This window comes from Streptomyces sirii (assembly GCF_045690365.1).
Lineage (GTDB): Bacteria > Actinomycetota > Actinomycetes > Streptomycetales > Streptomycetaceae > Streptomyces > Streptomyces sirii.
In genome coordinates this window covers 8,160,522-8,181,291 of record NZ_CP147982.1, presented here as the reverse complement: position 1 = coordinate 8,181,291, position 20,770 = coordinate 8,160,522, and the positions used below count along the sequence as shown (strand labels likewise).

Below are 20,770 nucleotides of genomic sequence, written 5' to 3'. Positions count from 1 at the left end.
TTCTCCGGCGTGGGTGTCAGAAGCCGGCGTTGCGCGCAGTGCTGCTGCCCAGCAGACGGTCGAGCACCGCGCCGGCGAGGCCGAAGCCCTCCTGGTCCTGAGCGGTGAGGTTGCGGCTGTCATCGACGGACTTCGCCGGGGCGCGGCGCTCCTCCTCAGCAGTGGTGGGCGCCGGAGCGCGGCGGCCCTCCTCAGCAGTGGTGGGCGCGGGAGCGCGACGGTCCTCCTCAGCGGTCGTGGGCGCCGGAGCGCGGCGCTCCTCCTCAGCAGCCGTGGGCGCCGGAGCGCGGCGCTCCTCCTCAGCGGTCGTGGGCGCCGGAGCGCGGCGCTCCTCCTCAGCGGCGGCCGGCGCCGGAGCGGGGTGACGGTCGCGGTCCTCGCTGGCGGGCGCGGGGGCGGGGTGACGGTCCGCATCGACAGACGCCGCGGTGGCGGCGCCCGTCGCGAGGAAACCCGAGACGAGAAGACCGCTGAGAACAACGGCAGTACGACGGAACATGAGCACTTCCTTACGATGAGTGACTACTGCGTGCGGTGCCACTTTCGGGGAGCCGAAGCCCGTAGTCATGCAACAGCCCCGGGCGCTGCTGCGAACGGACCAGCGACACCGCCGTATCGACGTATCGCGGCGCTCCCAACGGCCCAGCCGGCTTCCCGCGCCGTACCGTGCGACGCCGCACACCGGCCGTTTTCCGCCCGTTGCCCCGGCAAGTGAATTGGGGCACAAATGCCGCCCTTTTGGCCTCGTCAGAAGTGCCCCCCACCACATTTGAGCAATCCCCCGGGACGCCCTCGGACAGCCGGGCGGATGAATCCCCTCCGATACGCGTATGAAGTGGCTCCGCGGAGCGGTAATTCCGGTGTGAGCCAGACAACTTAAGGGCCCCGGCAGCGGGGGCTTTACGGCCGCTATCAAGTGATGCGGGGCACGCGATGTACGTCACTTACGAACGCACTTAGTCGAATGTCCCGCACTCGTTCCCGGCCGTCACGGAGAGAACCGTCCATTACCTCGGCGTTCAGGGTCTAACTCACGAAGATGAGTAGTACAGAGCACCATTGCCTCGATTCCGGTCCGTCGCTAAACATGGATTCCGACGCACCGAGAGCGAGCTTGCGACTTACGCCCCCCACAGCGAGCGCAGCAATGACCTCCGGTGAATCACGCGCCGCCCTAAAGGCCGCCTCCCCGTCCCCGTACCTGGAAGAGGTCACTCTGCATGCCCAGCTTCAACCTGTCCCGCGCTGTCCGTGTCACCCGCATCACCCGCACCCACAAGGTCGCCGTGGCCGTTCTGGCCGCCGCGGGTGCCACCTCGGGCCTGGCCATGGCCTCGGCCCCGGACACCGCACAGGCTGCTTCTGAGCACGCCCCGGCAGCGGTCCAGCCCGTCAACGCCAACGGGATGCCGAAGAAGGCCGACGAGGCCAAGACCGCCCGCCCGGTGACCGCCTCGGTCGCCGACCACGTCAAGATCACCGCGGTGGCCAAGCAGCACACCGCCCATCAGGCCGCCAACCGCTCCGCCGAGCGCAAGGCCGTCAAGGAGTACCCGAACACCCTGGACGGCTGGATCCGCGAGTCGCTCGACATCATGAAGGCCAAGGGCATCCCCGGCTCCTACGACGGACTGCACCGCAACATCATGCGCGAGTCCAGCGGCAACCCCAACGCCGTCAACGACTGGGACATCAACGCCATCAACGGCATCCCCTCCAAGGGCCTGCTCCAGGTGATCCAGCCCACCTTCGACCGCTACCACGTCGCCGGCACCCCCCACAACCTCGTCGACCCCGTAGCCAACATCACCGCCGCCGCCAACTACGCGGCCGACCGCTACGGCTCCATCGACAACGTCAACTCGGCCTACTGAGCCGACGGAGCGGAAGAGCCGTCACGCCGGCGCACACAGGCCGGCCCCGGGTGAGGCCAGGGACAGGACGGACACCACACACGAGCCGACCGGCTCGGCATGAGGCAGCTCGCGAAGCGGCGGAATGGCGCGTTCGCCGCTGCGCAGCGAAAGCGGAGCGGGTCCCGGCACTGCCGGGGCCCGCTCCGCTTTCGGTTCGGCGGGCGCCGAGGCCGGTCCGGGAGCATGGTCACCCCGGCCCGGGCCCGGGTGACCACTTCTGACGGCCGGACGGGTGAGATGCGCAGCCGGTCGGCGGACTGACGGCCTGTTGGGTCATAGAGTCGGGCAGTTCTGCGTATAAGTCTTTTATCGGCAGAACTCTGCTCAAAAGCTGCCGAACGTGACTCAACTGAAGGCCTCGGAGGCATGCGATGCCCTTGCGCAGATCCGGTCCGGCCCGCCGCACAGTCTCCCTCGCGGCCGGAACGCTCGTTTCTCTCCTCTCCGTGCTCGCTCTGCCCCTCGCGCTGCCCGGCTTCGCCACGGCGTCGGACGCCGGAAAGAGACCCACCCACCCCGAGCAGGACTGGATGGGTTCCACCATCGCCGCCCACGAGGGCGTCGACCGGGCCGGCGGCGGCCTCGAACCACAGGCGACGCACAGCAAGGCGGTGTCCGGCGTCGACGTCTCCAGCCACAACCACCACGTCAGCTGGTCGGCGCTGCGTAAGTCGGGGGTGCGCTTCGCGTACGTCAAGGCCACCGAGGGGAACAACTACACCAACCCGTACTTCGCACACCAGTACCGGGGCTCCTACTCGGCCGGCATGATCCACGGTGCGTACCACTTCGCACTGCCCGACCACTCCAGCGGCAGCACGCAGGCGCGCTACTTCGCCGACCACGGCGGCGACTGGTCCAGGGACGGCAGGACGCTGCCCGGGGCGCTCGACATGGAGTACAACCCCTACGGCGCGACCTGTTACGGCAAGAGCTCCAGGGCGATGGTCAACTGGATCCAGGACTTCGTGGAGACCTACCGGGAGGAGACCGGCCGCGACGCGGTCATCTACACCTCCACCAACTGGTGGAAGCGGTGCACGGGCAACTCCGGCAGGTTCGGCCACAGCAACCCGCTGTGGGTCCCGCGCTACGGCTCCTCCGTCGGCGCACTGCCGGCCGGCTGGCGCTACCACAGCATCTGGCAGCACACCTCCTCGGGCCACCCGGTCGGCGACCGCAACCGCTTCAACGGCAGCTTCGGTCGCCTGAAGGTCTTCGCCAACGGCCACTGAGCCCGCCCGTTCCGACCCGCACACCCCGGCCGGTCCCCGGCGCCGCAGCAGGCGCCGGGGACCGGCCGCGTGTCGCCCCCGCGCCGTCGCCGTCCTCGACAACTCGATTCGAACAATGGGGAATTCACGCCCGGGTACAACCATCCACCGCCGAGCGCCGTCCAACACTGCGAAACGACCACGCGACGCACAGCACCCGACGGGGGTATTCCCATGAAGCGTTCACGTGCCATCGCAGGATCCGCCGCACTCGCCGTGGCCGGCCTCGCCACAATGGCGACGGCCACCACCGCCTCCGCCGCTCCGACCGCCGCCGCGTACAACGGGGCCTGCGGCAGCGGCTACAGCGTAGTGAATTCCGTACCGGTCACCGGAAAGGGGACCGTGTACCTGACGTACAGCGCAAGGACCGGAAAGAACTGCGTCGTGACGGTACGGAACAGCCCCGGCAGCCCGGTGTACATGTACACCTATCTCACGGCCACCGACGGCAGTTCCGACTGGGTTTACGACAGCGGTAATTACACCTCCTACGCCGGCCCGGTCTACCTGCCCGCGAAGGGCCGTTGCGTGGACTGGGGCGGCACGATCGAATCGGTCAGCGTCAGCGTTTCCGGCTCCAACTGCGGCCGTATGGCGGCCGGGGTCGTCACGCACCACTGACCTCGCACCGACGGACCGCCGACCGGCCGTCACCTGTCCTAGGGCGGCGGGGTTCCAGGTGCGCCCCCTGGAGCCCCGCCGCCGTGGCCTGTCTGCTCCCGGGGCGGCGGCTCGTCCTCTTCGCACTCGCCCTGGACGGTCGTTTCTCCCGGTCCTAGCGGTCCAGGCCCAGCGCCCTCAGCGCGGAGCGGGCCGCGTTGTGGCCGCTCATCCCGTGGGCGCCGGCGCCCGGCGGGGTGGACGCCGAGCAGAGGTACACACCGGGGACGCCCGTGCGGTAGGGGTCCAGGGCGATGCGCGGCCGCATCGTCAGTTGGAGCGGGATGTTGGCGCCGCCGATGATGTCGCCGCCGACGAGGTTGGCGTTGCCGCGTTCCAGGTCCGCGGTGGTGGTGGCGGTGGCGGCGACGATGCGCTCGCGCGTGCCGGGCGCGAAGCGCTCGAACTGCGCCAGCATCGCGGCGGTGGCGTCGCCGCGGTAGCCATGGGGCACATGCGCATACGCCGAGACGGGGTGGATCTCGCCGGCGGAGCGGCCGGCGTCGGCGAGGTACGACTGGGAGACCAGGAGGAACGGCCGCTGTGGCATCCGCCCGCGGTAGACCTCGTGCTCCGCGTACGCGATCTGCTCGAAACCGCCGCCCAGATGCACGGTCCCGGCCCGCCGGCATGCCTCGGCGCGCCAGGGAATGCCGCCCTCGACCGCCAGGTCGAGCTTGAACGCGCCGGGGGCGTGCCGGTAGCGGGTGTAGGCGCGGCGCACCCGGGGCGGCAGCCGGTCGCCGATCACGGCTGCCGCGGCGGCCGGGGCCAGATCCAGCAACACCGTGGCCGCGGGCGGCAACTGGTCGAGGGAGCGGATGCGCACTCCGGTCTCGATGCGGCCGCCCTCCGCGACGAGCAGGGCCGCCAGTGCGTCGGCGATCGCACGGGAGCCGCCCTTGGCGACCGGCCAGCCGTACCGGTGCCCCGCCGCGATGATCATGACTCCGACGGACGCGGTGACCGGCCGGGTCAGCGGCCCGAAGAGATGGGCCGCCACCCCGCCGAAGAGGCCGCGTCCGGCTTCCGTACGGAAGCGGCGGGCGACCAGGGTGGCGGGCTGAAGGGCGTGCAGGCCGAAGCGCGCGAGCTGGAAAGGGTGCCGGGGCACCGTGACGAGCGGCCGCATGACCGCGTCGGTCAGCACCTCGGCATCCGCGGCCAGCGGTCCGAACATCCGTCGCCAGGCGGGCCCGTCGGCGCCCAGGGCGTGCGCCGTCCGCCCGACCGACCGGTACAGCGCCCCGGCTTGCCCGCCGTCCACCGGATGGGCGAGATCGATCTCGGGCCAGCGCCATTCCAGCCCGTGTGCGGCGAGGTCCAGCGTGCGCAGATACGGGGAGCCGGCGCCCATCACATGGGTCGAGGAGCAGTGGTCGAAGAGCACGCCCGGTACGGACAGCTCGCCGCTGCGGACCCCGCCGCCGATCTCGTCGGCCGCCTCGAACACCGTGACCCGCAGCCCGCCGCGGGCCAGGGTGACCGCCGCGGCCAGCCCGTTCGGTCCGGCGCCCACCACTACCGCTTCCTCGCGCTCCCGCCCTGCCCGTAACGTCATGCCCTCAGCATCCCAAGGAATCAGGGGCGCGTCGGGGCGGGGTGGGAGTGGAGCGAGAGCCCGGAGCCCGCGTCAGCCGGCGGGACAGGGGCCGGTGCTCTCGCGGGCCTCCAGGTGCGGCTGTTCGCCCTGTACGGTGCGCGGTGGTCCGCCGTCGAGGACGGTGAGGAGTTCCTGGGCGGCGAGGCGTCCGAAGCCGGGGGTGTCGCGGACCAGTGCGGTCAGCCGGGGGTGGGTGACGCGGCAGAGCGCCGAATCGTCCCAGGCCACGATCGACAGCCGGTCGGGGACGGGGATGCCGCGCCCGGCGGCGACCGAGGCGCCGGCCACGGCCATCACGTCGTTGTCGTAGATGATCGCGGTGGGCGGCTCGGGGGCGTCGAGGACGCGGCGGGTGGCGTTGGCCCCTTCGGCGTCGGAGTAGTCCGTGGTCACGGAGCGGACCCGGCGTGCGTCGAGGCCGCGGCGGGCCGCTTCGGTACGCAGTGAGCTGATGCGGCGTTCGGTGTGGGCGAGGCCCGGCAGGCCCGCCACATGCACGATGCGGCGGTGTCCGAGGCCGTGGAGGTGGTCGAGGACCCGGGCCATGGCCTCGGAGTCGTCGGCCCAGACCGTGGAGAGCGGGGGCTGCGGGTGGGCGGCGGTCGGCTCGGCCGTGGCCGGGCCGGGGGCGGCCGGGCCGCCGATGACGACGGCCGGCAGGCCGAGTGCGGCGAGCAGCTCCGGTCGCGGGTCCTCCGTGCGCGGGTCGACGACCAGGACGCCGTCCACCCGGCGTTCGGCCCACCAGCGGCGGTAGAGCGCGCACTCGGCGTCGAGGTCCTCGACGACCTGGAAGAGCAGCGCGATCCTGCGTACCGAGAGCACTTCCTGGATGCCGGAGACGAGCTGGAGGAAGAAGGACTCCACGCCCAGGGTCTGCGCGGGCCGGGCGAGCACCAGCCCCAGGGCGCCGGCGTGCTCGCCGGACAGTGCGCGGGCCGCGCTGTTGGCCTGCCAGCCCAGTTCCTCCGCGACGCGCCGTACCCGGGCGCGGGTGTCCTGGGAGACGCCCGGCCGGTCGTTGAGCGCGAAGGAGACGGCGCTCTCCGACACCCCGGCCCGGCGGGCGATGTCCTTGATCGTCGGTCGGCGCGCCGGTTTGCGGCGGGCGGCCTCACCGGGCGCTGTCATGGCGGGCTCTCCTCGACCTAAACCGCATTAGTGCGCCCAGTCTGATCAGGCGTGAGTGCCGTGTCAAACCCTGCGTGGTCGGCCGCTGCGAACGTCCGGATGACGGCGCCCCACCGGCGCGGGACGAGGTTGTTCATGGTCGGGGTGTTGACACCTACTAAAACGCATTAGTAGCGTCTGCCGCATCGTCGCCCGAGGATCGGCGAAAAAGCCCGGCGGAGTGGTCAAGAAATCCACCTTCCGCCTTCCGCCCTCCGCTTTCCTTGGCAGCACCACTGGTTTCACCGCACCACTGGTTTGCTTTTCAGCCACTGATTCATCTGGTCCGGCGCGGCGGTCTCACCGGTGTCTGGTTCGAGCGAATTCGAGCAAAGGAGCCCCCAGCCATGCGTTTTCCCCGTCGAGCGGCTGCCACGACGGCAGCATGGGTCATCCCGGTGCTCGCCTTGACCGCATGCGGGGCCTCCGGGGGCTCCGACGGGGCGGACAGCGCCTCGGGGAAGGTCGAGGGGCAGGTCACGTTCCAGACCTGGAATCTCAAGGCGAATTTCAAGGACTACTTCGAGGGCGTCATCGCGGATTTCGAGAGGAAGTATCCGGATGCCAAGGTGAAGTGGGTGGATCAGCCGGCCGAGGGATACCCGCAGAAGTTGAGTGCGGATGCGGCGGGCGGGACACTGCCGGACGTCGTCAATGTTTCGCCGGATCTCGCCTATCCGCTGGCCAAAGCGGGGCTGGCGCTCGATCTGGAAAAGGCCGCGGGGAAGTACCGCGGAGAGTATCTCCCCGGCGCCTGGCAGAGTCATGAGATGCCGGGGCTGCCGGGGGTCTATGCCTTTCCCTGGTATCTGAACACCGGGCCGATGTTCTACAACAAGGACCTCTTCAAGAAGGCCGGGCTCGATCCGGAGAAGCCACCGACCACCTACGACCAGCTCTTCACGGACGCGGTCGCGATGGCGAAGAAGAGCGGGCGGAAGATGGCGATGCTCGCCAGTACACCGTCGATCGAGGACTTCGGACGGTACGGCGTACGGCTGATGAACGCCCGCGGCACGGAGTTCACGTTCAACGAGCCCAAGGGCGTGGAGCTGCTGCGGCACTACAAGGAGCTGTATGCGTCCGGGGCGCTGGACTCGCAGGCGCTCACCGCGCAGGCGGAGTCGTCGGGGCGGAAGTTCCAGCAGCAGTCGGTGGCGATGAATCCGGGCAGCGCGCTCGATCTGGAGAACTTCAAGAAGGAGGCGCCGAGCCTCTATCGGCATATCGGTATCACCGACGCGGTCAACAACACCGGTAAGGCCAACATGTACGTCCAGGGCCTGATGGTGAACGCGCAGAGCGAGGTCAAGCCGGCGGCGGTCGCGTTCGCGCACTTCGTCACCGACAAGAAGAACCAGATGGCCTTCGCCAAGAAGGTCACCATCTTCCCCAGCACCAAGGGCTCGCTGGACGATCCGTACTTCACCAAGGAGGACGGCACCGACGCGACCCGGGTGCGGGTGGCGTCGGCCAAGTCACTGAAGACCGCGGTGAATTACACCCCGGTGCTGCTCAGCGACCAGATGAAGACCGTGCTGCGCAATGCGGTCGCCAGGGCCGTGCAGGGCAAGCAGTCCCCCGAGGCGGCGCTGGACGGTGCGGTCGCCGAGTGCAACCGCCTGCTGAAGACCGGCTGAGGCCGGGCGCCCCGTGAAGACGCACAAGCCGGCCAGTCCCTGGCTGTTCCTCGGTCCCGGGCTGCTGGTCGTGGCCACGTTCGGCCTCTATCCGTTCCTCAGCACGGTGGCGCACTCCTTCACCGATGCCCGCACGCTCACCGCGGGTCGGTTCGTCGGTGGCGCCAACTACCAGGAGCTGATCCATGACGCGATGTTCTGGACGGGGCTGCGCAACAGCCTGCTCTACGTCCTGGGGGTCGTCCCGCTGCTGGTGATCCTGCCGCTGCTGCTGGCCATGCTGGTGCAGCGGCAGATACCCGGGATCGCGTTCTTCCGGGCCGCGTTCTACACGCCGGTGGTCGCCTCCGTGGTCGTGGTCGGTCTGATCTGGGTGTGGCTGCTGGACGACCGGGGGCTGATCAACGCCCTCCTGGAGGGCCTGGGCTTCGGCAAGGCGGGCTTCCTCAGCGACCCCTGGCTGCTGCTGCTCAGCGCGATGGCGGTCACCGTCTGGAAGGGCCTCGGCTACTACATGATCATTTATCTGGCGGCGCTGGCGAACGTGCCGCGGGAGCTGCACGAGGCGTGCGCGGTCGACGGCGCGGGGGCGGTGCGCCGCTTCACGACCGTCACGGTGCCCGCGGTGCGCGGCACGATGGTGCTGGTGGCCGCCCTCTCCGCGGTCAGCGCCTTCAAGGTGTTCTCCGAGGTCTATCTGATGGCCGGCCCGACCGGCGGCCCCGGCGGGGAGGACACCACCTTGGTGATGCTCGTCCAGCAGGCCGGAACCGGCCTCAGCGGCCGCGTCGGCTACGCCTCCGCACTGTCCGTCGTGGTCTTCGTGATCACGCTCGGGCTGATGCTGCTGGTGCTGCGCGCCGGCCGTAGGGAGGAGGCGTGAACGCCGCGGGGGCCGTCGCGCCACGGCGGCGGCGCGACCGGCGACGGCGGCTGCGGTGGTGGCGGTTGCCGCTCCGCTACCTCCTGTTGCTCGCCGTGCTGGCGCTGACCATCGGGCCGTTCCTGTGGCAGCTGTCCACGTCCCTCAAGGGGCCGGGCGAGGACATCTACCGCTATCCGCCGAGCCTGATCCCGCAGCACGCCACCCTGGCCAACTACGCCGGCGTCGCGGAGATCATCCCGGTCTGGGACTTCGCGCTGAACTCACTGAAGGTCGCCACCGCCAATGTGGTCACCAACTGCGTGGGCGCCGCGCTCGCCGGCTACGCACTGGCCCGGATGCGCTTTCGGGGCCGCAAGGCCGCACTGGTCGTCTTCATCATGGCGATGCTGGTGCCGGTCGAGAGCATCATGATCGCCCAGTTCGTGACGATGCGGGAACTGCAACTCAACAACACCCTGCTCGGTGTGGTTCTGCCCGGCTGCATCGGGGCGATGAACGTGCTGCTGATGCGGAACGCCTTCGCGGGTCTGCCGTACGAGGTCGAGGAGGCGGCGTTCGTCGACGGGGCCAACGCCTGGCAGCGGTTCGTACGGATCGCGCTGCCGTCGGTCAAGGGCACCCTCGCGGTCGTGGCGATCTTCTCGTTCATGGGCGCCTGGGACGACTTCCTGTGGCCGCTGATCGTGCTGAGCGACCAGTCGAAGTTCACCCTGACCATCGGACTGAACTTTCTGCACGGCACCTTCGCGGACAACCAGCGGCTGGTCGCGGCCGGCACCGTCATCGCCGTCGTCCCGCTGATCGTGCTGTTCGCCTGTCTCCAGCGTTACTTCTTCCGCGGCGTCGGCGAGGGCGCCGTCAAGGGCTAGGGGTGTCCGATGGGTCAGGGTCGGACCCGGCCATGACCCATCGGACACGCCCTAAGCCGCACCGGCCCGCCCGATTCCCGCCCGTACCCATAGGAGCCCTATGCGATTCGGCGCCAACTACACCCCCACCCGAGGCTGGTTCCACCACTGGCTCGACTTCGACCTGGACGCCGTGCGCGCCGACCTCGACTCGATCGCCGCCCTCGGCCTGGACCACATCCGGGTCTTCCCGCTCTGGCCGCTCTTCCAGCCCAACCGCACCCTGATCCGACCGCGCGCCGTGGAGCAGCTGGTGCGCCTGGCGGACGCCGCGGCCGAACGCGGCCTCGACGTCAACGTCGACGGGCTGCAGGGCCATCTGTCGAGCTTCGACTTCCTTCCCGCCTGGACCCGGACCTGGCACCGCCGGAACATCTTCACCGACCCGGAGGTACTGGCGGGCCAGGAGGAGTATCTGCGGACACTGGCGGCGGCGCTCGCCGACCGGCCGAACTTCCTCGGGATGACGCTCGGCAACGAGATCAACCAGTTCTCGGACGGTCCGCACCCCGATCCGGACCGGATCACCGACGAGCAGGCCGCGGCCTGGCTGACGCGGATGCTCGCGGCGTGCGAGCGGGGCGCGCCGGGCCGGATGCATCTGCACGCCGCGTACGACGCCGCCTGGTACCGCGACGGCCACCCCTTCACACCCGCGCAGGCCGCCCGGCTCGGCGCCGTCACGGCCGTGCACTCCTGGGTGTTCAACGGCACCGCGCAGCGGCACGGGCCGACCGGCAGCGCCACCGAGCAGCACGCCGCGTACCTCGTCGAGCTGTCCAAGGCCTGGGCCGAGGACCCGCACCGCCCGGTGTGGCTCCAGGAGGTCGGCGCCCCCGCCCCGCACATCCCCGAGGAGGGCGCGGCACGCTTCACCGAGGCCACCGTCGCGGCCGCGCTGGACTGCCCCGACCTGTGGGGCGTGACCTGGTGGTGTTCGCACGATGTGGCGCGCTCGCTCGCGGACTTCCCCGAGCTGGAGTACGGCCTGGGCCTGCTGCGCGACGACCGTACGGTCAAGCCGGCGGGCCGGACGATCGCGGCGCTGGTCGAGGAGTACCGCGGCCGGGCGCACCGGCCGCCGGTGCGCAGCACCGCGCTGGTCGTCGATGCCGGCGATGCGACGGCGGCGCCACGGCGTTCGGTGTGCGCACCCGGCGGCCCGGTCTTCGAGGCCTGGGCGGAGCTGGCCGCCCAGGGGGCCCGGCCGGCGCTCGTACTTTCCGAACTCGCCAACGACACCGCACATCTGACGGCCCGTGGGATCACCGAGGTCCGCACACCCGACGAGGTCGGTCCCGCGCGCCGCCCGTCGCCATCCGTCCCCCATCGGAGGAGCACCTCATGAACCGGCAACCGCCGCCCGTCCCCCGCCGCCGTGTGCTGCTGGCCGGGGCCGGCGCCGCGGCCGCGCTGCTCGGGCCGTCCCTCGGGGGCGGCTCGGCGCTGGCCGCCGGCCGCCCCGGGGCCCGTGCCGCGGAGTCCCTGCAGCCGTACGCGTCGTACTGGTTCCCCGACTCGCTGCCGTCGGGCACGCCCGGCGAGGGCATCACCTGGCGGAGCCTTACGGACTGGCGCCCCGAGACCGACCGGGACCTGGCGTTCAACACGGCGACGGTGCCACTGGCCGAGCGCTTCACCCCGGTCCCGGCGAACACCACGGCGCGCGCCGACCAGGCCCGGATCAGCGCGCTGGCGGCCTTCGACCACACCGCGGGCAACCCCTCCCAGGGCTCGGCGACTGCGGACTACTACGCGCCGACCCACTGGGCGTACCTCGACGAGCTGGTCTTCTGGGGCGGCTCCTCCGGCGAGGGCCTGATCCTCGCCCCGAACGCCCCGGTCGTCGACGCCGCGCACCGCAACGGCGTCCCCGTCCTCGGCACCGTCTTCCTCCCGCCGGCCGCCTTCGGCGGGCAGCTGCGCTGGACCCGCGATCTGGTGCGCAGGGACGCCTCCGGGCGCTTCCCGCTCGTCGCCAAGCTGGTGCAGGTGGCGACGGTGTACGGCTTCGACGGCTGGTTCGTCAACGCGGAGACCGAGGGCGGCGATGCCGCGCTGGCCGCCGACATGCAGGCGTTCCTGCGGGCGCTGCGGGCCGCGGGCGCCCCGCGCGGTCTGCGGATCACCTGGTACGACGCGATGAACACCACCGGCCGGGTCGGCTGGCAGGGCGCGCTCAACGAGCTGAACCGGCCGTTCTTCCAGGACGCGGCGGGACCGGTCGCCGATTCGCTGTTCGTCGACTTCCGCTGGAGCGCGGGGCGGCTGGCGGACTCGGGGCGCCTGGCGGACCGACTGGGCCGCAGCCGCTACGAGTTGTGGGCCGGGGTCGACGTGGAGTCGGCGGGCTGGGACACCCGCACCGACTGGGACGCGATCATCCCCGCCGACCGCGACCATGTCGTGTCGTACGGCTTCTACCGTCCCGAGTGGACGCTCTCGCATCTGCCCGCGGGGCGTACGCCGGGCCAGTTCCACGCCGCGGACGACCGGTTCTGGTCCGGTGCGGGCCTCGATCCGACCAGGCCCGGCGGCAGGGGCGGCGGCTGGCGGGCACCGGCCACCGCGGTCGCGGACCGTGCGACGCTCAGCACGCTGCCGTTCGCCAGCACCTTCAACACCGGGCACGGTCTGCGCTGGTACGAGGACGGCGCGGTCGCCTCCGACACGCCCTGGAACCATCTCGGGCTGCAGGACCGGCTGCCGCCGAGACGCTGGGCGGTATGGACGAAGGGCCGGCGCCCGGACGTGTCGCTGGACTTCGCCGACGCCTGGCGCGGCGGCAGCAGTCTGCTGGTGCGCGGCGCCCTGGACGCACCGGCCACACTGGAGCTGTTCCGGGCCCGGCTGCCGGCCGGTGCCGCGACGGTCCTCGACCTCACCCATCGCCTCGATCCGTCGTCGGGCCCGGTGGACGTCGAGGTCGCGGTCGCCCTGCGGGAAGCGCCGGCACCGGGCGCGCCCGCCCCGTACGGGTATCTGCCGGCCGGCACCCTGGAGCCGGGCGGCGGCTGGCGCACCGACACGGTGCGGCTCGGCTCGCTCGGCACCGGCCCGGTCCGCGCCCTGGGCGTGCGGCTGACCGGCCGCGGCGGTGCGCCGGCGGCCTGGCGGCTGGGGGCGCTGGCGGTCCATGACGGCGTCACCACCCCGGCCCCGCCCAGCGGGCTGGAGATCACCGACACCGACACCGCCGACGGAGCGGCCTCGCTGCGGCTGCGCTGGCGGCGCGCCGCCGGTCCGGTGCGCCACTACGAGCTGCACCGCCGGCTCCCGGACGGCACGCGCCGGTTCCTCGGCGGCACCTGCGGCACGGCCTTCTACCTACCGGGCCTGCGGCGCGCGCAGAACGAGCCGGCCGCCCGGCTCCAAGTCCGCGCCGTGCAGGAACTGTTCACCGTCTCGGAGCCCGCCGAGACCGAACTCCCCTGGTAGGGACGGTTGTTGGGGGCTGTCCCTGCCTCCCGTACCCCTCGACGCTATGGAGTCATCGCCATGCATGACGATCGCGCACTGATCGAAGCCCGTCTTCAGCGGGTCCTGGACGAGCGCATCCGGCCCGCGCTGTATCCGGAATCGGTTCCCCTGGAGGTCTCGGCGTGGGTCGCACCGGGTGAGCCCGTGCCGGTCGCGGAGGGCCTGGCCGCCGCGCACACGCCGGTGGCGGTAGGCGATGCCTGGGGCGCGCCCTGGGGCACGACCTGGTTCAAGGTGGTCGGCGAGGTGCCCGCGCGGTGGGCCGGCCGCACCGTGGAGGCCGTGCTGGATCTGGGTTTCGACGAGCGGATGCCGGGCTTCCAGTGCGAGGCGCTGGTCCATCTGCCCGACGGCACTCCGGTCAAGGCGATCAATCCTCGCAACCAGTGGGTGCGGGTGGGCGCGCCGGTCCGTGGCGGCGAGCACGTCGAGTGGCATCTGGAGGCCGCGTCCAACCCCGTCATCCTCGACGTCCACCCGTTCCAGCCGACCTTGTTGGGCGACCGGGAGACCGCGGGCAGCGAGCCGCAGTACCGGCTGGCGCGGATGGACCTGGCGGTGTTCGACACCGAGGTGTGGGAGCTGATCTTGGACCTGGAGGTGCTGGGCGAGCTGATGGTGGAGCTGCCGGTGGACGCCCCCCGGCGCTGGGAGGTGCTGCGGGCGGTCGGCCGGGCGCTGGACGCGGTGGACCTGCAGCGGGTCAACGCGACGGCGGGGGCGGCGCGTTCGGAGCTGACTGCGGTGCTGGCGGCGCCCGCGGGGGCGTCGGCGCACCGGATCAGCGCGGTGGGGCACGCCCATATCGATTCGGCGTGGTTGTGGCCGCTGCGCGAGACCGTGCGGAAGGTGGCCCGTACGACGTCGAACATGACGGCGCTGCTGGAGGACGAGCCGGAGTTCGTCTACGCCATGTCGCAGGCGCAGCAGTACGCCTGGATCAAGGAGCACCGGCCCGAGGTCTACGCCAAGGTCAAGAAGGCGGTCGCGGAGGGGCGGTTCGTCCCGGCGGGCGGGATGTGGGTGGAGTCGGACACCAACATGCCCGGCTCGGAGGCGATGGCCCGGCAGTTCGTGCACGGCAAGCGGTTCTTCCTGGAGGAGTTCGGCGTCGAGAACGACGAGGCGTGGCTGCCGGACACCTTCGGTTTCGCCGCGGGGCTGCCGCAGATCATCAGGGCGGCGGGGTCGAAGTGGCTGCTGACACAGAAGATCTCCTGGAGCCAGGTCAATGCGTTTCCGCACCACACCTTCCGTTGGGAGGGCATCGACGGCACCCGGATCTTCACGCACTTCCCGCCGGTGGACACCTACAACTGCCGGATGGCGGGTGACGAGATCGCGCATGCGGCACGGAACTTCAAGGACAAGGGGGTGGCCCGGCACTCGCTGGCGCCGACCGGCTGGGGCGACGGCGGCGGGGGCACCACCCGCGAGATGATCGCCAAGGCTCGCCGGCTGCGCGATCTGGACGGTTCGGCCACGGTGGAGTGGGAGCGGCCGGCCGACTTCTTCGCGAAGGCGGAGGCGGAGTATCCGCATGCTCCGGTGTGGGTGGGCGAGCTGTATCTGGAGCTGCATCGCGCGACCCTCACCAGCCAGGCCAGGACCAAGCGAGGTAACCGGCGCAGCGAGCAGCTGCTGCGGGAGGCCGAACTGTGGTCGGCCACCGCCGCCGTGCTGGCCGGGCACCCCTACCCCTACGCCGAGCTGGACCGGATCTGGAAGACGGTGCTGCTCCATCAGTTCCACGACATCCTGCCCGGCTCCTCCATCGCCTGGGTGCATCGCGAGGCGGCGAAGACGTATGCGTCGGTCGCCGCCGAGCTGGAGGGGATCATCGGCGCCGCGCTGGCGGCGCTGACCGGCGACGGCGGCGCGGAGCTGGTGGCGAACTCCGCGCCGCACGCCCGCGGCGGGGTCGCGGCCGGTGCGGTGGCGCCCGCGGTGGCCGAGGGGCCGGAGGTGTCCGCCGCGGCCCGGGACGACGGCGGGTGCACGCTCACCAACGGCCTGCTGCGGATCGTGATCGACGGCCGCGGCCTGGTGGTCTCCGCGTACGACCGGCGGGCCGACCGTGAGGCGGTGGCCCCGGGGGCGGCGGCGAACCTGCTGCAGATCCACCCGGACTTCCCCAACATGTGGGACGCCTGGGACGTGGACGCGTTCTACCGCAACGTCGTCACCGATCTGACGGACGCGGACGAGGTCGTGCTCGGCGAGGTGTCCGGGGACGCCGCGACGGTGCGGGTGACGCGTACCTTCGGCGGTTCGCGGGTGGTGCAGTCGCTGACGCTGGCGCGCGGGCAGCGGCGCCTGGACATCGACACCGAGGTCGACTGGCACGAGACCGAGAAGTTCCTCAAGGCCGCGTTCCCGCTGGACGTGCACGCCGAGCGCTATGCCGCGGAGACCCAGTTCGGGCACCTCTACCGGCCCACCCACACCAACACCAGCTGGGAGGCGGCCAAGTTCGAGGCGTGCGCGCACCGGTTCGTGCATCTGGAGGAGCCGGGCTGGGGCGTGGCGCTGGTCAACGACGCGACCTACGGCCATGACGTCACCCGTACGGTCCGGGACGACGGCGACCGGGGCACGACCACGACCGTACGGCTCTCCCTGCTGCGCGCACCGCGCTTCCCGGACCCGGAGACCGACCAGGGCGTGCACCGCTTCCGCTATGCGCTGGTGCCCGGCGCCGCCATCGGCGACGCGGTGCGCGAGGGGCACCGCCTCAACCTGCCCGAGCGCCGGATCACCGGCGCGCGGCCGGTGCCGCCGCTGATCACGGTCGACAACGACGCGACGGTGGTCACCGCGGTCAAGCTCGCCGACGACGCGAGCGGCGATGTGATCGTGCGTCTCCACGAGGCGCACGGTGGGCGGGCGGTCACGTCGGTGACGGCCGGCTTCGAGGTGGCCGACGCCGTCACCACCGATCTGCTGGAACGGCCGACCGACGACGGCCCGGCGATCGAGCGGGACGGCGGCACGGTCCGGATGCGGCTCCGCCCGTTCCAGATCGTGACCCTGCGGCTGCGCCGGGCGGGGGATCTCTGAGCGGCGTCCCGCCGATCAGGCGGTGGGCGGGCCCGGGGCGGACGTCAGGTCCTGGGCCCGCCCGAGCGTGACCTGGCGTCGCGGCAGGTGTCGCGGCGCTGCTCGGCGCGCCGCTCGCGCCCGGCGCCGCGCCCGGCCCGCCGGCCACGGCCGGTCCTGGGGTCGGGGCCCGGCTCCTGGCCGCATGGCTCCTGGCCCGGGTCCCGGCCCGGATCCAGGCCCAGCATGTCCATCAGCAACGTCAGATCGTGCGCGTCCCGCGCCCGGCCGGCCAGCGCCTTCCTGGCAAGCCGTCGTTCCTCGTCACCCGGCACGGCGCGCGGCACGGTGTGGTCGGCACTGCGGTGTTCATCGCTCACCGCTGCATTCTCGGCCGGACCGCGGCGCGGTGCCCGTCGAGCGGGCCGAGCGAGAACCGCCGAGGGGGGACTACGCCGAACGGGTGAGCCGGGGTCGGGACCCGTCCCGCGACGAGGGGGCCGACGAGGGAACCCCGGCAGCCGGTTTTCCCTCTATATGAGCACTTGTACTTGATCACCCCGTCGCGGAGTCACCGTTGAAACATCGCTACGCCGTCGCGCTCACGGCCACCCTCGTCGCCTGCTGCACGCTGCTCGCCGGCTGCTCGGACGCCGGAAACCCGGTCGACTTCAACGCCGGCGCCAAGGACGGGGGCGACGCGCGGGTCAAGCCCGCGGACGCCGACACCCTGCTGCCCACCGGCCCCAAGAGTGACTTCCGGATCACCCGCACGCTGGATGACGGCACCCACATAGCGCGCGCGACGCTCAAGGGCGCGAAATCGGGCGTCACCGGCAGCGTCTGGGTCTGGGCCCCGAAGGAGTACCAGGACCCGAAGTACGCCAAGAGCGGCTTTCCGGTGCTGATGGCCCTGCCGGGCGGACTGGGCAGCCCGAAGGAGCAGGGCGGTGTCACCAACTACTGGGTCGGCGGCGATATCGCGCTGCAGGAGAACATCACGAAGTGGACCGCGGAGGGCAAGAGCCTGCCGTTCATCGTGGTGATGCCGATGCTCAACCCGGACACCCAGTACCACGACGGCAGCGACATCCCCGGGCAGCAGAAGATGGGGACCTGGTTGACCGAGGACGTCGTCAACCTCACCAAGGCCAATTTCCGCACCTACAAGTCGCGGGACGGCTGGGCCTTCATGGGCTCGTCCTCCGGTGGTTTCGCGGGACTGAAGTCCGTACTGAAGTACCCGGAGAGGTTCAAGGCGGCGATAGCCAGCGGCCCGGACATCGTGCCGGACTCGCCCCTGTGGGCGGGGCACCAGGCGGAGAAGGACGCCAACAACCCGGAGAAGCTCGCCCAGCGCCTCCTCCAGAAGGGCGGCCCGGACGTCTACCTCGCCTTCCAGGCCGGCAGCCGGGAGTCCTCATCCGTCTCCGCCTCGATAGAGAAGTTCCGCCGGACGTACGGCAAGGGTCCGATACACACCTCGATGCAGCTCATACCCGGCGGCCGGCACAACGCCTGGGACTACCAGAAGGGCATGGCGGACGGCTCGATCAAGTTCATCAGCGACCAGCTGAAGGGGCCGGTGGCGAGCGGCTCCTGATCCGGGGCGACGGCGGCCCGGGGGCGGGGTGCGGCGCCCCCGGTGCGCGGATGCAGATCGCCTGGTGGGGGGCGATGCTGGAGTCGTGGGGGACCGTGGTGAGGAGGACGACTCATGTCCATGCTGGACAAGATCAAGCACATGCTGAAGGGCCACGAATCCCAGACGGAAAAGGGCATCGACAAGGCCGGCGACATGGTCGACGAGAAGACCCAGGGCAAGTACACGGGCCAGGTCGACACCGGCCAGGACAAACTCAGGGACGAGTTCGGCGGCGGGCAGGGCAAGGAGCGGCCGCCGCAGGCCTGAAGCCGGCGGTTCTCCCCGGGGCGCTGCCGGGCCACCGCCTCGCCCGTACGCTGTACGGATGATCTCCGCGTCGTCCGTCCGGCTCGCGTCCGACGTCCTGATGCGCCCGGCGGCGCCCGAGGACGCCCCCGGCCTCGCCCGTTCCTACCGGCGGAGTCGTGATCATCTGCGCCCCTGGGGGCCGGACCGGGACGAGGTCTTCTTCACCCCCGCCGGGCAGGCGGCGCGGCTGCGGGAGTCGCTCGCGGAGCGCAGCGCCGGGCGGTCGATGCCCTGGGTGCTGGTCTCTTCCAGAAGATCCTCAACGACCGGCGCCCCTGAGGGCCGGTGACGCCGCCCGCGGCCGATCGGGGGAGGCCGGGGCCCGTTCCGCACGGCGGCGCCCGCCCCCGAGTCCGGGAGCGGGCGCCGGTGCCGTTGCGGCCGCGCTCACGCCAGTTTGATCTTCTCCGCCTGGGGCCCCTTCTGGCCCTGGGTGACCTCGAAGGTCACCTTCTGGCCCTCCTGCAGCTCACGGAAGCCGGTGGCGTCAATGTTGGAGTAGTGCGCGAAGACGTCGGCGCCGCCGCCGTCCTGGGCGATAAAGCCGAAGCCCTTCTCCGAGTTGAACCACTTCACCGTGCCGGAAGCCATGTACGTCTCCTTCGTTCAATGGGCTTTGCGTCGGCTTCCGCGCGTACCGCGGAAACCGGAGGTGATCGCCTTGGCCCGGACACGCACCGCACAGCAAGAACGCCCGTGAATGCGACACGGGCGCCCGGTACTTCGGAACCACGACAGCTGATCAGGACGCTACACCGAGCGACGCCCGGTGGGCGGTACAACCGTTGCTGACGCGTCGCCCATCACCAGGAAGGCCAGTCGCCGTCCCCCGTACCCCTGACGCATCGGACTGATGTACGACGATCGGCGGTGCGGCAACCGCCTCAGTCCGACTCCCCGTCACCGGCCTCGCGCGGCGCCCGCCGACGCCACCACAGCGCGGTGCCGAGCCCGGCGACGGCCACGGCGCCGACGCCCCCGGCGGCCGACAGCAGCCACCGGTGCCGCGCCTCGGCATCGGATGCGACCTGGACCGCGACCGCGGCCTTGTGCGGTGCGGTGGACGGGTGCGGCCGGTGCACGACGTGCTCCGGCCTCTCCTGCCGCTCCCCCGGCGCCATCGTGGGCAGCATGCCGACGGCCGCGGCCCGCGGAGCCGCCTCGAAGCCCCAGTCCAGCAGGGCGCGGGCCTCCTCGTAGACGGCGTTGCGGCCGCCTGACCGCGGGTTCATGACGGTGACCAGCAGCCTGCGGCCGTCCCGCTCGGCGGCGGCGATCAGGGTGTTGCCGGCGTGCGACGTGTAGCCGTTCTTCACCCCGATCAGGCCGTCGTACGGGCGGACGCCGTGCGAGCCGACCAGCAGCCGGTTGGTGTTCTGCATGTCGGAGGCGTCCGGGGCGCCCTCCGGGACCTCGGCCCACTTCGTCGAGGCGAAGTGGGCGAAGTCGCGGTTGGTCAGGCCGGCCTGTCCGAACAGCGAGAGGTCGTACGCCGACGAGTACTGCCCCGGCGTGTCGAAGCCGTCCGCGGACTCCACTCTGGTGTCACGTGCGCCCAGGCGGCGCGCCATCTGCTGCATATCGTCGATGGTCTTGTCCCAGCCACCGTTCATACCGGCCAGGGTGTGCACCGCGTCGCTGCCCGAGCGCAGGAACACGCCGTACCAAAGGTCCGCGACGCGGTACGGCATCTCCTGCTTCAGGCCCGCGAGCGAGCTGCCCGCCTCGATGCCGGTCAGGTCGGCGGCGGAGACGGTGTGCACCTCCCGCTGGGAGAACCTCGGCAGCACGGTCAGCGCGAAGAGGGCCTTGAGCGTGCTGGCGGGCGGCAGCGGCCGGTGGGCGTTCCGAGCCGCCAGGATCTTGCCGCTCTCCAGGTCGGTCACCATCCACGACAGCGCGGAGACCTTCGGCGGCGCGGACACGTCCCGCCGGGGCAGGAACTGCAGGCCCCGGTGGTCGAGCCGGTTCCCGGGGCCGCCCGGTCCGACGGCGTGCGCGCCGGCCCGCAGGTCGTCGACGCCGTACGGACCATCGGCGCGCGCCGGCCCGGTCGCGGCCAGCAGGCTCGCGGCACAAGCCGACAGCGCGGTCACGACTCTGACGGGGACCCACCTCACGCTCGACATGAGGCCACGCTATGAACGCCCCCTGCCGCGCGCCGGTTGGCCTACTCCATCCGATGCCCGGCGGCCGGGCGCCGTGGCGCGCCGGGCCGACCCCGGCGCGCCACGGCC

Annotated in this window: 18 protein-coding genes; 12 read left to right on the top strand and 6 right to left on the bottom strand. The window is 71.5% G+C overall.

Features of this window, described 5'->3' with window-relative positions; translation table 11 throughout:
• Positions 1–16: 16 nt before the first annotated feature.
• The gene (locus WAB15_RS36285) at positions 17–499 is read right to left on the bottom strand and encodes a hypothetical protein (RefSeq protein ID WP_407288897.1); all 483 of its coding nucleotides are present in this window, start codon (positions 497–499) and stop codon (positions 17–19) included.
• Between the two features lie 721 nt (positions 500–1,220).
• On the opposite strand from WAB15_RS36285, the gene WAB15_RS36280 reads away from it, so the two are divergent.
• The 3 genes from WAB15_RS36280 to WAB15_RS36270 all read left to right on the top strand — a co-directional run bounded on the left by WAB15_RS36280 (position 1,221) and on the right by WAB15_RS36270 (position 3,814).
• On the top strand, positions 1,221–1,874 hold the full coding sequence (locus tag WAB15_RS36280; RefSeq protein WP_399147362.1) for a transglycosylase SLT domain-containing protein: 654 nt from the start codon (positions 1,221–1,223) through the stop codon (positions 1,872–1,874).
• Positions 1,875–2,287: 413 nt separating this feature from the next.
• Entirely contained in the window at positions 2,288–3,151 is an 864-nt protein-coding gene (locus WAB15_RS36275; protein ID WP_407288896.1) for a lysozyme, read from the top strand.
• Between the two features lie 213 nt (positions 3,152–3,364).
• A complete protein-coding gene (locus tag WAB15_RS36270) occupies positions 3,365–3,814 on the top strand; it encodes a spore-associated protein A (protein ID WP_399147364.1) in 450 nt (149 codons plus the stop codon).
• 154 nt (positions 3,815–3,968) lie between these two features.
• Here the strand turns inward: WAB15_RS36270 and WAB15_RS36265 are convergent, their stop codons facing one another.
• Together WAB15_RS36265 and WAB15_RS36260 are read right to left on the bottom strand one after the other, a co-directional pair.
• Positions 3,969–5,414 (bottom strand): phytoene desaturase family protein, encoded by a 1,446-nt coding sequence (locus WAB15_RS36265; protein WP_407288895.1) that lies wholly within the window; start codon positions 5,412–5,414, stop codon positions 3,969–3,971.
• 72 nt (positions 5,415–5,486) lie between these two features.
• Positions 5,487–6,587 carry a LacI family DNA-binding transcriptional regulator gene (locus WAB15_RS36260; RefSeq protein WP_399147366.1) on the bottom strand — a complete coding sequence of 367 codons (1,101 nt, stop codon included), beginning with the start codon at positions 6,585–6,587 and terminating at the stop codon, positions 5,487–5,489.
• 386 nt (positions 6,588–6,973) lie between these two features.
• On the opposite strand from WAB15_RS36260, the gene WAB15_RS36255 reads away from it, so the two are divergent.
• The 6 genes from WAB15_RS36255 (at position 6,974) to WAB15_RS36230 (ending at position 16,600) form a co-directional block, all read left to right on the top strand.
• Complete coding sequence (locus tag WAB15_RS36255) at positions 6,974–8,266, top strand: ABC transporter substrate-binding protein (protein WP_399147367.1); 1,293 nt, start codon at positions 6,974–6,976, stop codon at positions 8,264–8,266.
• Between the two features lie 13 nt (positions 8,267–8,279).
• Positions 8,280–9,149, top strand: a complete 870-nt coding sequence (locus WAB15_RS36250; RefSeq protein WP_407288894.1) for a carbohydrate ABC transporter permease — start codon at positions 8,280–8,282, stop codon at positions 9,147–9,149.
• Positions 9,146–10,021: a carbohydrate ABC transporter permease gene (locus tag WAB15_RS36245; protein ID WP_399147369.1), complete on the top strand. Its 876-nt coding sequence runs from the start codon at positions 9,146–9,148 to the stop codon at positions 10,019–10,021. Before WAB15_RS36250 ends, WAB15_RS36245 begins: the two co-directional genes overlap by 4 nt.
• 100 nt (positions 10,022–10,121) lie before the next feature.
• Complete coding sequence (locus WAB15_RS36240; protein WP_407288893.1) at positions 10,122–11,408, top strand: glycosyl hydrolase; 1,287 nt, start codon at positions 10,122–10,124, stop codon at positions 11,406–11,408.
• Positions 11,405–13,498 carry an endo-beta-N-acetylglucosaminidase gene (locus tag WAB15_RS36235; RefSeq protein WP_407288892.1) on the top strand — a complete coding sequence of 698 codons (2,094 nt, stop codon included), beginning with the start codon at positions 11,405–11,407 and terminating at the stop codon, positions 13,496–13,498. The genes WAB15_RS36240 and WAB15_RS36235 overlap by 4 nt, the downstream gene beginning before the upstream one ends.
• 60 nt (positions 13,499–13,558) lie before the next feature.
• Complete coding sequence (locus WAB15_RS36230) at positions 13,559–16,600, top strand: alpha-mannosidase (RefSeq protein WP_399147372.1); 3,042 nt, start codon at positions 13,559–13,561, stop codon at positions 16,598–16,600.
• Positions 16,601–16,644: 44 nt separating this feature from the next.
• Here the strand turns inward: WAB15_RS36230 and WAB15_RS36225 are convergent, their stop codons facing one another.
• Positions 16,645–16,959: a hypothetical protein gene (locus WAB15_RS36225; protein ID WP_399147373.1), complete on the bottom strand. Its 315-nt coding sequence runs from the start codon at positions 16,957–16,959 to the stop codon at positions 16,645–16,647.
• A 197-nt stretch (positions 16,960–17,156) separates the two neighbouring features.
• Here WAB15_RS36225 and WAB15_RS36220 point away from each other — a divergent pair, with 197 nt between their 5' ends.
• From WAB15_RS36220 to WAB15_RS36210, 3 genes are all read left to right on the top strand, one after another.
• Positions 17,157–18,182: an alpha/beta hydrolase gene (locus WAB15_RS36220; protein WP_399147374.1), complete on the top strand. Its 1,026-nt coding sequence runs from the start codon at positions 17,157–17,159 to the stop codon at positions 18,180–18,182.
• A 114-nt stretch (positions 18,183–18,296) separates the two neighbouring features.
• Positions 18,297–18,491, top strand: coding sequence for an antitoxin (locus WAB15_RS36215; protein ID WP_407288891.1), 195 nt, complete (start codon positions 18,297–18,299; stop codon positions 18,489–18,491).
• Between the two features lie 58 nt (positions 18,492–18,549).
• Positions 18,550–18,822 carry a hypothetical protein gene (locus WAB15_RS36210; RefSeq protein WP_407288890.1) on the top strand — a complete coding sequence of 91 codons (273 nt, stop codon included), beginning with the start codon at positions 18,550–18,552 and terminating at the stop codon, positions 18,820–18,822.
• A 98-nt stretch (positions 18,823–18,920) separates the two neighbouring features.
• Here the strand turns inward: WAB15_RS36210 and WAB15_RS36205 are convergent, their stop codons facing one another.
• Both WAB15_RS36205 and WAB15_RS36200 read right to left on the bottom strand, forming a co-directional pair.
• Entirely contained in the window at positions 18,921–19,124 is a 204-nt protein-coding gene (locus WAB15_RS36205) for a cold-shock protein (RefSeq protein WP_399147377.1), read from the bottom strand.
• A gap of 293 nt (positions 19,125–19,417) precedes the next feature.
• Complete coding sequence (locus WAB15_RS36200) at positions 19,418–20,662, bottom strand: D-alanyl-D-alanine carboxypeptidase family protein (RefSeq protein WP_407288889.1); 1,245 nt, start codon at positions 20,660–20,662, stop codon at positions 19,418–19,420.
• Between the last annotated feature and the right edge of the window lie 108 nt (positions 20,663–20,770).